Below are 9,233 nucleotides of genomic sequence, written 5' to 3'. Positions count from 1 at the left end.
CGCAAAATGCTCCCGGGCCGGGAGGTGGTCTCAGCCCAGACTGCGCGGACCTTGCGCGGTCTCTTGGAGCAGGTTGTGGCGGACGGCACAGGCCGCCATGCGCAAGTCGAAGGCTATCGCGTGGGCGGCAAGACCGGCACAGCCCAAAAGATGGGGCCTGACGGCCGCTATTCGCATTCGGATTTTGTAGCGTCTTTTGTGGGGTTTGCGCCCGCAGACAACCCGGTGGTCACCGTGCTCGTCATGCTGGATGAACCGCGCCCTGTGTATTACGGAGGTTTGGTCTCGGCCCCTGTATTTTCCGAAATTGTTTCCCAGGTGCTTCCGCACTTGGGAGTGACGGCCGAGAAACAGGAAGTTTCAGTCGCGAGGGCGCAACCTTGAGTTCTGTCCCACTCTCCAAAATCCTCAAAGGCCTGAATATCATCCGTTGGATGGGGCCGGATGTGGAGTTGCGTTCTATTTCGGATCACTCGCAGCAAGTCCGGCCCGGAGGGCTTTTTATTGCGCTTCAGGGGACGGCGCAGACCGGGTCCTATTTTGCGGCCGAAGCCGTGAGCCGCGGCGCTTCGGCCGTTGTCTTTGTGGATCCTGAAATCTGCGGGGACACGGACGCCCTCTCTCCGGCCACACGGGTGTGGGTTGACGGAGGCCGCCAAGCCGTCTCTCGAATGGCCGCGGCCTTTTACGGATATCCGGGTGAACGCCTGAAGGTCTTGGGCGTGACCGGAACCAACGGCAAGACCACCATCAGTTTCCTCCTCCGGTATCTTTTGGAGCGCGCAGGCCATTCCACCGGCCTTATCGGGACGGTCCGGTACTGTGTCGGCCGCCGCAGCATTCCTTCCAAGCAAACGACCCCAGGCCCTGTAACCCTGCAGCGCCTGCTTTCGGACATGGAGAAGGAGGGGCAGAGATGGGTTGTGCTGGAAGCCTCCTCTCACGCTCTGGATCAGGGCCGTGTGGCCCATATCGGGTTTGAGGCGGGTATCTTTAGTAATCTCACGCAGGATCATCTGGATTATCACAAGAATTTTGAGACATATTATCGCGCCAAGCGCAGATTGTTTGAACTCCTTGTGCAGGGAGGCCTGGCTGTGATCAATGTGGATGATCCTTATGGGGCAAGACTGGGTCAATCCTTGCGAAGGACCCGGCCGGATTTGCGCATTGTTCGCGTGAGTGTGCAGGGAGGAGAAGCTGATTGCGGGGTGCGTGGCGCGAGTTTTGATGCCTCAGGGACCCAAGGGGAGTTTTTTTGGAGCCGGGGTTGCGAGCCCATCCGGACACAGTTGGTCGGCGAATTCAATCTTTCCAACTTGGCTCTGTCTGTAGCGGCTTTGATCCACAGCGGCGTTCATGCCAAAGAGCTTTTTCAGGCGTTGCCGGACTTTGCCGGCGCTCCGGGCCGTTTGGAGCGAATCAGCACGGGGCAGGGGGTTGAGATTTACGTGGATTATGCCCACACACCCGATGCCTTGGAACGAGTTCTCGAAACTTTGCGGCCATTGTGCAGGGAATCTTTGCGAGTGGTCTTTGGATGCGGTGGGGATCGTGATCGCAAGAAACGGCCGGTTATGGGTGAGATCGCCGACCGGCTTGCCGACGCAGTGTACGTCACGAGCGATAACCCCCGCAGCGAAGATCCGGGTACGATTATGGAAGAAATTCTCCAGGGCACTCGCGGACGCTCGCGTTGCGTCGGGATTCCGGACCGATATCAGGCGATTCGCCGCGCGTATGCCGAGTCAAAGCCCGGGGATTGGATTGTGGTTGCGGGCAAGGGTCATGAAGCATTTCAGCTGATGGGGAATGTGACCCACTCGTTTGACGATCGCCAAGTATTGCGGGCGATCATCCGGGAATTTGAAACACGAACAGGAGTCAAAGGGACAGCAGCGGTGACTGCGGATCCGGACGTGGAAAGGGTTAAGGCATGAGAGGCGCGAAGCTGACTTTGGGTGAATTGGCTGCTGTTACTGAGGGACGGATTCTGGACGGGGACCCCAACCTGGGGATTCAAGGAGTGATCACGGATTCCCGGGGCGATTACTGCCGCGGGGCCCTTTTCGTCGCCCTCCGGGGGGGCCGTTTTGACGGACACAATTTTGTGCAGAGCGCTTTGGTTGCGGGCGCAGCCGCGGCCTTGGTGGAGACGCCGGTCTGTAACCATAAGCAGGCGCCTGCGGGCCCGCAGGTGCGGGTGGGAAATACGCTCGAAGCCTTGGGCCGGCTGGCAGCTTGGCATCGCAGCCGTATGCCGTGGCGCGTGGTGGCGGTCACCGGCTCCTGCGGCAAAACCACGACCAAGGATCTGATCGCCGGCGTGCTGTCGGCCCAGTTTCATGTGGCTGTGAGTCCGGCCAGCTACAACAACCATATCGGGGTGCCTCTGACTTTGCTTTCCGGTGACGAGACGATTCAAGTTTGCGTGGTGGAACTGGGTAGCAACCACCCAGGCGAAATTCGTCAGCTTGCGCGGCTTTGCCGCCCGCATTTGGCAGTGATCACGGGCGTGGGGGCCTCGCATTTAGAGGGATTGCAGGACGAAGACGGGGTTTTCGCAGAAAAAACTTCTCTTCTGGATGAGTTGGAATCTCCTGGCATGGGGGTGTTGTGTACTGACGACCCCCGGTTGGCCAGTGTGTTGGAGGAAGGCCGCGAGGGGGTTTTCTTAGTGGGTTATGGACTGAGCGACCGCGGGAGTGTTCACGGGCGCATTGCCGGCCAGAGTCTCAAAGGGACAGAACTGGAACTCTCAAGCGGGCAGATGATCCAATTACCGATGCTCGGGCGGCACAATGCCCAAAATGCCCTGGCCGCCGAAACCGTGGCGCATCTCTTTGGTATGCAGAGTGCGGTCATTGCCGGCCGCCTGTCCGAGAGCCGCAGCCGGCAGGGCAGAATGAAGGTCTTTCAGTCCGGTGATTTTTGGTTGGTGGATGACACTTACAATGCAAACCCGCATTCTGTGTCCATGGCCCTGGACTGGCTCAGGTCTGCGCCTGTTCAGGGAAACAAAATCCTGGTTCTCGGGGACATGATGGAGCTTGGCGGCAAGGAACAGAGTTGGCACGAGTGGGTGGGCAAGAAAGCGGTGCAGGTGGGGGTCGATTATATCGTGGGTTTGGGGGAAAAGACAAAGTGGACGCTCTTGGGGGCCGTTGAGGAGGGTTTACTGCCGGTCCAGGGAATCTACTGCACAAGTCCGGAGGAGGTGGCTTCAATCCTAAAAATGATTGCGAATCCAGGAGACCTGGTATTGGTCAAAGGTTCGCGCGCCATGCGTATGGAGCGTGTGGTCAGTGCATTGAGTCAGGGGCAACTCACTCCGGCTTAAGGAGATTCCGTGTTTTATCATTTGCTTTATCCGTTGCATGAGTTCTTTTCAGGTTTCAATGTCTTTCGATATATCAGTTTTCGCGCAGCCGGGGCCAGCGTCACAGCCTTTTTGTTGAGTATTGTTCTGGGGCCTGCGATTATAAGGCTCCTCAAACAAGCCAAGATCACCCAAACCAAGGCCCAAGAAACGCGTCTGGGTCTGCATCCCGCGCATGCGGCCAAGGCCGGGACTCCCACCATGGGCGGACTCTTTATGGTTATTGCGCTCACAATTTCGGTCCTGCTTTGGGCGCGGTTGGACAATAGCTATGTGTGGATGGCGCTCTTGGCGACTCTGAGTTTGGGAGTTTTGGGTTTTATCGATGATTGGCTGAAGTGGACTCGCCAAAACGAAAAAGGCCTTCAGGCCCGGGTGAAATTTATCGGCCAGATTGTGGTGGGCTTGGGTATCGGCTATTTTCTTTGGCGTGATCCGGATATCGGTTTCCTGACCCTTCCCTTCTTCAAAAATTTCATTCTGCCCATGGGCCTTTTCTATATTCCTTTTGCGGCGCTGGTGGTCACGGGCAGTTCCAATGCCGTGAATCTGACGGACGGTCTGGACGGATTGGCTGCCGGGTGCTTGGCCATGGTGGCAGGCACTTACGGGATCATGAGCTATTTGGTCGGGCATATTCAGCTCAGCGATTATCTCAATGTCATTTATGTGGCCCGGGCTGCGGAGCTTACGGTTTTTTGCTCTGCTTTGGTGGGCACGGCTCTGGGCTTTCTTTGGTACAATTGCCATCCGGCCCATGTATTTATGGGGGACACAGGGGCTTTGGCTCTGGGCGGGGCTGTGGGTGTGGTTGCGGTTCTGATTCAAAAAGAGATCCTGCTTTTGCTGGTGGCCGGGATTTTTGTGATCGAGGCAGGATCGGTTATTTTGCAAGTGGGTTCTTATAAGCTCAGAAAGAAAAAATTATTCTTGGTATCTCCTTTGCATCAGCATCTTCTGTACAAGAAATGGGAGGAACCGCAGGTAACCGTGCGTTTATGGATCGTGGGGTTTTTGTTGGCTGTGCTTGGTTTGATGACACTAAAACTGCAATGACCAAGGAGAGATAATGACTCAAACAGGGGATGAATTCCGGGTTGCGTTGAAATCTCAAAAGGTTGCTGTTTTTGGTTTGGGGCGTAGCGGTATGGCGGCGGCACACTTGCTTCGCCATTCCGGGGCGGAAGTCTGGGCCTATGACTCCCTTGATGAGAAAAAGCTTGGCGACCGGCTCAAACAGCTCAAATCCCAAGGCGTCAAACTGCAGCTTGGCCGCGGTCCCGGACGTGAGATAAGCACCTTTGACTTCATCGTGTGTTCACCTGGAATCCCTCCGCATTCTCTTTGGGTGCAAAAGGCTAGGGTCAACGGAATTACTTTAATAGACGAAATTGAGCTGGCCTGGCGACTGTGCAAAAAACCAATTGTTGCTGTGACCGGTACCAACGGAAAGACAACGCAGACCCTGTTTTTGGCTCATGTGCTCAACCGAATGGGAAAGCGCGCCGTGCCTTGCGGAAATCTCGGAAGGCCGCTCAGCGCTTTTCTTTTGGAAAACGGGTACAAAGCCGATGCTTATATCATGGAAGTGAGTTCCTTCCAACTCTCGCGCACGCGTAATTTCAGGCCGGAAGTCGCGGTGGCCCTTAATCTCAGTCCCAATCACCTGGATTGGCATCCGGATGCTATGGACTATGCGGATGCCAAGGCCCGTTTGGTCAATAATCTGCGGCCGGAAGACTGCGCGCTTCTTAATTCGGATGATGCCTGGTGCGTTGGTCTCTCCGAGCAGACTTTAGGACATGTGCGTTGGTTTGAGGGGTCCAGCGCACAGGCCCGTGAATTGGTTGCGCGCGAAGTTGTCGGGGCCTTGGGTATGGACGAGGACTGGGAGGACTCCTGTGTGGAAGGATTTGTGCGCCCCGAACACCGTATGCAGCGCCTGAACGTTGCGCGCGGCGTGGAGTGGATCAATGACTCCAAGTCGACCAACCCGGGAAGTACTTTGCATGCGTTGCGTTCAGTGGAGACTCCGGCCATTCTCTTAATGGGCGGACGCAATAAGGGGCTGCGTTTCAGTGTGATGAAAGAGATGCTCGCGGACCGGGTCAAGCAGGTCCTTCTCTTTGGAGAGGCAGCCGAGGAAATCGAACGGGATCTTCGCGGGGCTGTGCCCATTGAGATATTCCACAACTTGAATCTTGCAGTGTGGCGGGCGCGTGAATTGGCCTTACCCGGCGATACGGTTCTGCTTTCTCCTGCTTGCGCCAGCTTCGACGCCTATGAAAGTTATGAGGAAAGAGGCAGGCATTTCCAGCGTCTCGTGGAAGAGAAGATAACGGCGGAGGTTTCATAGGAAGTGACGGACGGTGACAGCCCTGGATGGATCCCTGATCTGAGGGCCCGCGCCAAGTCCGCGCGCAGGACGCGCCTGGCCTTGGCTGCGGTGACATTAGCTCTGCTGGCCTATGGGGTTGTCATGGTCTATTCCTCGAGCGCAGTGATTTCCTACCAGACCTATGGCTGGACAGGCCATTTTCTCCTGCGCCAGCTCCTCGCCATTCTCGTGGGGCTGGGCCTGGCTCTGGGTGTGATGACAGTGGAGTACGGGCAGCTGAGGCGTTTGGCCAAACCCATGCTGTTGGGCTGCTTGGTACTGCTGCTTGTCTTGCAGATTCCGGGTGTGGCCACTGAGGCCGGAGGAGCCCGTCGCTGGTTGCGTTTGGGCCCTTTTGGCGTGCAGCCGGCGGAGCTCGCGGGTTTCGCCGTTATTTTCTATCTGGCGGATGTGCTCTCGCGCAAGGCCGCTAATCTGGAAACGCCGTTGCGGCGCTTTGGTCCTGCCTTGGCCGTTCTCTGTATCTTCCTCATCCTTGTGGTAAGCCAACCGGACTTGGGCACGGCCGTGGCCCTGGGGGCTGTGGGATTCATCCTGTTCTATTTGGAAGGCATGCCCCTGAAGATCTTGATCCGGATTTTTGCGATTGGGTTGCTCCTGGTGGTGTTGATGATTGTTGTCGAGCCTTATCGCATGAACCGTATCCGCGCATTCTGGGATCCCTGGGCGGATCCGCGCGGCACAGGCTATCAAATCATTCAATCCTATATTGCTTTGGCCTCAGGCGGGCTTTTGGGCACGGGCCTCGGGCAGGGGAATCAAAAGCTCTTTTACTTGCCCGCAGGGCACACGGACTTTATCTTTTCCATTGCGGGGGAGGAATTGGGCTTGTGGGGCACGGGGATTCTCCTCCTCTTATTTGTCAGTTTTGTGATTCTGGCCGGACGTATCGCACTCAAGGCCACGGACCCTTTTGGAAGGCTATTGGCTGCGGGTTTGGTGTCCTGGATTTCCATCCGCGCTTTGATCAATGTGGCTGCTTGCGTGGGGGCCATGCCTACCAAGGGACTCCCATTCCCGTTTTTCAGCTACGGGGGTTCATCGCTTATGCTCAATCTTGTCAGTGTGGGTCTTCTGCTCAATGTGGCCAGGCAGTGGCAATACGAATTTCCACCGGACTGAGCTGTGAAAACTCTGGTATTTTCCGGGACCGGATATGGAGGACACCTCACTGCCGCGCTCGCAGTCAGGCAAGCGGTTTTGCAGGCGCGGCCTGGGCTTCAGATTGTCTATGTGGCGGCTGAACCGCCGCAACGCATTGACCGTGTCATTCAAAGGTGGAGAGGAGGTGCGCGCTTCATTCCCTTGTGCAGGGGGCAGGGTCCTGCAATTCGTGTGTGCCGGATGGGACAGGTTCTCACAAGTGGATTGTTTGAGGCGCGGCGCATACTGCGTGCCCTGAGTCCTGACGCGGTGCTTGGCTTTGGAGGTTATGGTTCGGTGCCTGCGGTTCTGGCCGCTAGGAGCCTCCGGGTGCCCACGCTTGTCCATGAACAGAATGTGGAGTTGGGATGGGCCAACCGCCTTTTGATTTATTTTTCGGACGTTTTGGTCACAAGTCATGACAAGACACGGAGCCAACTGGAAGCCTCGCGCACTTGGAGCAAGGGTCCGGAGCTTGTCTGTATGGGAATGCCTCTCGAGGAGCGGCCTTACTGCACCCGGGACCAGGCTCGCCAACAGCTCGGGCTTAAACCCAATGCCTTTGTGCTGCTGGTCCTGGGAGGAAGTCAGGGCGCCAAAACTTTGAATAGAATTTTTTATGACTTGATTGGAAGTTTATCGCGAGACTTGGCAAGCAGATTGCAAGTTATTCATCAGACCGGTGAGGAAGACAGTCTTTCCGCCACTCGATTCTACGCAGAAAACCAGATCGACCACCGAGTGATCGCATTTACTCACGAACTGCCTCTTTTTCTCAAGGCCGCAGATCTTGCCGTGGCTCGTGCAGGAGCCGCTGCCGTCCATGAGCTGCGCTATTACGCAACACCTACACTATTTGTCCCTTACCCTCATGCAAATTCACACCAGCAAGAGAATGCGCGCATTGCTCAGGAGGAAGCTTGGGCTGAGATGCACTTAGAAGGCCCGGATACTGCGCAGACCCTCAGGAAATCTCTCAGTCAACTCATTCAGAATCCGGATCAAGTCCGGGAACGTTGCCAAAGGGCGAAAAATATTTCAAATGTGGGATCTGCAAAACAGATCGCAGAGAAGGTGTTTAGTTTGTGCGACGATGAATAGGAACAGCAACATCAAAAATATCTTTGAGGTTGACTCACTTATGGCTGAAGACAAATTTTTGGGAAAGAAAGTCCACTTTATCGGGATCAATGGGATTGGAATGAGCGCTTTGGCTCATCTTCTGTTGGAAAGAGGAGCCGAGGTCAGTGGTTCGGACTTGCAGCTAAGCAGCGGGATTGCTCCTTTGAGGGAGCGGGGAGCCAAAATTTCCGAGGGGCATTTCGAGTGCAATGTGACGGACGCGGATTGGGTCATTTACTCCACGGCTATTTCCAGCGAAAATCCCGAGCTTCAAGCCGCCCGTCGCAAGGCAATCCCTGTTTTGCACCGCGCCCAACTCCTGAGCCTTTTGGCCGGAGAGCACGAGCTCATTGCGGTGACCGGGAGCCACGGAAAGACGACTACCACGGCGATGATTGCCTGGATTCTGCAGGATGCGGGCCTGGAACCCACCTGGGTCCTGGGCGGCAGGCTCCTTCCGGGCGGGGCCAATTCCCAGGCAGGCAGGGGGCCGTGGTGGGTGGTGGAGGCGGATGAGAGCGATGCTTCGTTCCTGCATTTGAGGCCGCAGCATTTGGTGATCACCAATCTGGACCAGGAGCACATGGACTATTACAAGAGCCTGAGCCATATGGAGGAGGTTTACACAGCGCTTCTGGAGCGCATCCGGCCCGGGGGCTGTTTGTATTGGAACCAGGAGGATGAGCGCCTCCGGCGGTTGGCAAAGGGGCGCAGTGGAGCTCAGAGCTTTGGCTGTGGTTCGAATGCGGATCTGCGTTTTGAGGTCCTTTCCCGGGAAGCTTGGACGCTGACCGGGCTCTACTGCCGTCACCGGGAGCCCTTGGGCCGGCTCCGATTACCTCTCATAGGGGAGCACAATCTTGGAAACGCGGCTGCGGCCCTCTCCGTGGCCTTGAACCTGGGAATTCCTGCGCGCAAGGCTCTTGTGGCTTTGGAAAGTTTTCCCGGTTTGGCGCGCCGCTGTCATCTTCGGGGGGAGTCGCACGGGGTCCGGCTTGTGGATGACTATGCCCATCATCCGACAGAGGTCGCGAGCACCCTCTCTGCGTTGGCGGGGGAGAAAGGGAAGGGCCGGCTGGTTGTGGTTTTTCAGCCGCATCGCTACTCGCGCACCCAGGCCTTGGCCGACAGCTTCCAAAAGTGCTTTATCTCTGCGGACAAGGTGGTGATTACGGATATCTATGCAGCCGG

General features: G+C 56.6%; 8 protein-coding genes. All 8 read left to right on the top strand.

The genetic code is table 11. The features are described from left to right. Window positions 1–384: hypothetical protein (locus JW937_09190; GenBank protein MBN1587582.1), on the top strand; the 384-nt coding region annotated here is incomplete at its 5' end. Next, window positions 381–1,940, top strand: a complete 1,560-nt coding sequence (locus JW937_09185; GenBank protein ID MBN1587581.1) for a UDP-N-acetylmuramoyl-L-alanyl-D-glutamate--2,6-diaminopimelate ligase — start codon at window positions 381–383, stop codon at window positions 1,938–1,940. The genes JW937_09190 and JW937_09185, both read left to right, overlap by 4 nt. Then, window positions 1,937–3,340: a UDP-N-acetylmuramoyl-tripeptide--D-alanyl-D-alanine ligase gene (locus JW937_09180; GenBank protein ID MBN1587580.1), complete on the top strand. Its 1,404-nt coding sequence runs from the start codon at window positions 1,937–1,939 to the stop codon at window positions 3,338–3,340. Before JW937_09185 ends, JW937_09180 begins: the two co-directional genes overlap by 4 nt. A 9-nt stretch (window positions 3,341–3,349) precedes the next feature. Beyond that, entirely contained in the window at window positions 3,350–4,435 is a 1,086-nt protein-coding gene (locus tag JW937_09175) for a phospho-N-acetylmuramoyl-pentapeptide-transferase (protein ID MBN1587579.1), read from the top strand. 13 nt (window positions 4,436–4,448) lie between these two features. Continuing rightward, window positions 4,449–5,735 carry a UDP-N-acetylmuramoyl-L-alanine--D-glutamate ligase gene (locus tag JW937_09170; GenBank protein ID MBN1587578.1) on the top strand — a complete coding sequence of 429 codons (1,287 nt, stop codon included), beginning with the start codon at window positions 4,449–4,451 and terminating at the stop codon, window positions 5,733–5,735. Between the two features lie 3 nt (window positions 5,736–5,738). Beyond that, window positions 5,739–6,899, top strand: coding sequence for a putative lipid II flippase FtsW (gene ftsW / locus JW937_09165; GenBank protein ID MBN1587577.1), 1,161 nt, complete (start codon window positions 5,739–5,741; stop codon window positions 6,897–6,899). Between the two features lie 3 nt (window positions 6,900–6,902). Further along, window positions 6,903–8,021, top strand: coding sequence for a UDP-N-acetylglucosamine--N-acetylmuramyl-(pentapeptide) pyrophosphoryl-undecaprenol N-acetylglucosamine transferase (locus JW937_09160; GenBank protein MBN1587576.1), 1,119 nt, complete (start codon window positions 6,903–6,905; stop codon window positions 8,019–8,021). Window positions 8,022–8,061: 40 nt separating this feature from the next. Continuing rightward, window positions 8,062–9,233, top strand: a 1,172-nt coding sequence (gene murC, locus JW937_09155; GenBank protein MBN1587575.1) for a UDP-N-acetylmuramate--L-alanine ligase, incomplete at its 3' end; no start/stop codon positions are given.

The organism is Candidatus Omnitrophota bacterium, assembly GCA_016929445.1.
Lineage (GTDB): Bacteria > Omnitrophota > Gorgyraeia > JAFGIU01 > JAFGIU01 > JAFGIU01.
Note: the sequence above shows the minus strand (reverse complement) of the source record. Positions and strands in the feature narration are given on the sequence as shown.

Excerpts from the sequence above, each read along its gene's own strand:
- JW937_09180 (MBN1587580.1), top strand. The coding sequence starts at position 1,937 with ATGAGAGGCGCGAAGCTGACTTTGGGTGAATTGGCTGCTGTTACTGAG.
- JW937_09170 (MBN1587578.1), top strand. The coding sequence starts at position 4,449 with ATGACTCAAACAGGGGATGAATTCCGGGTTGCGTTGAAATCTCAAAAG.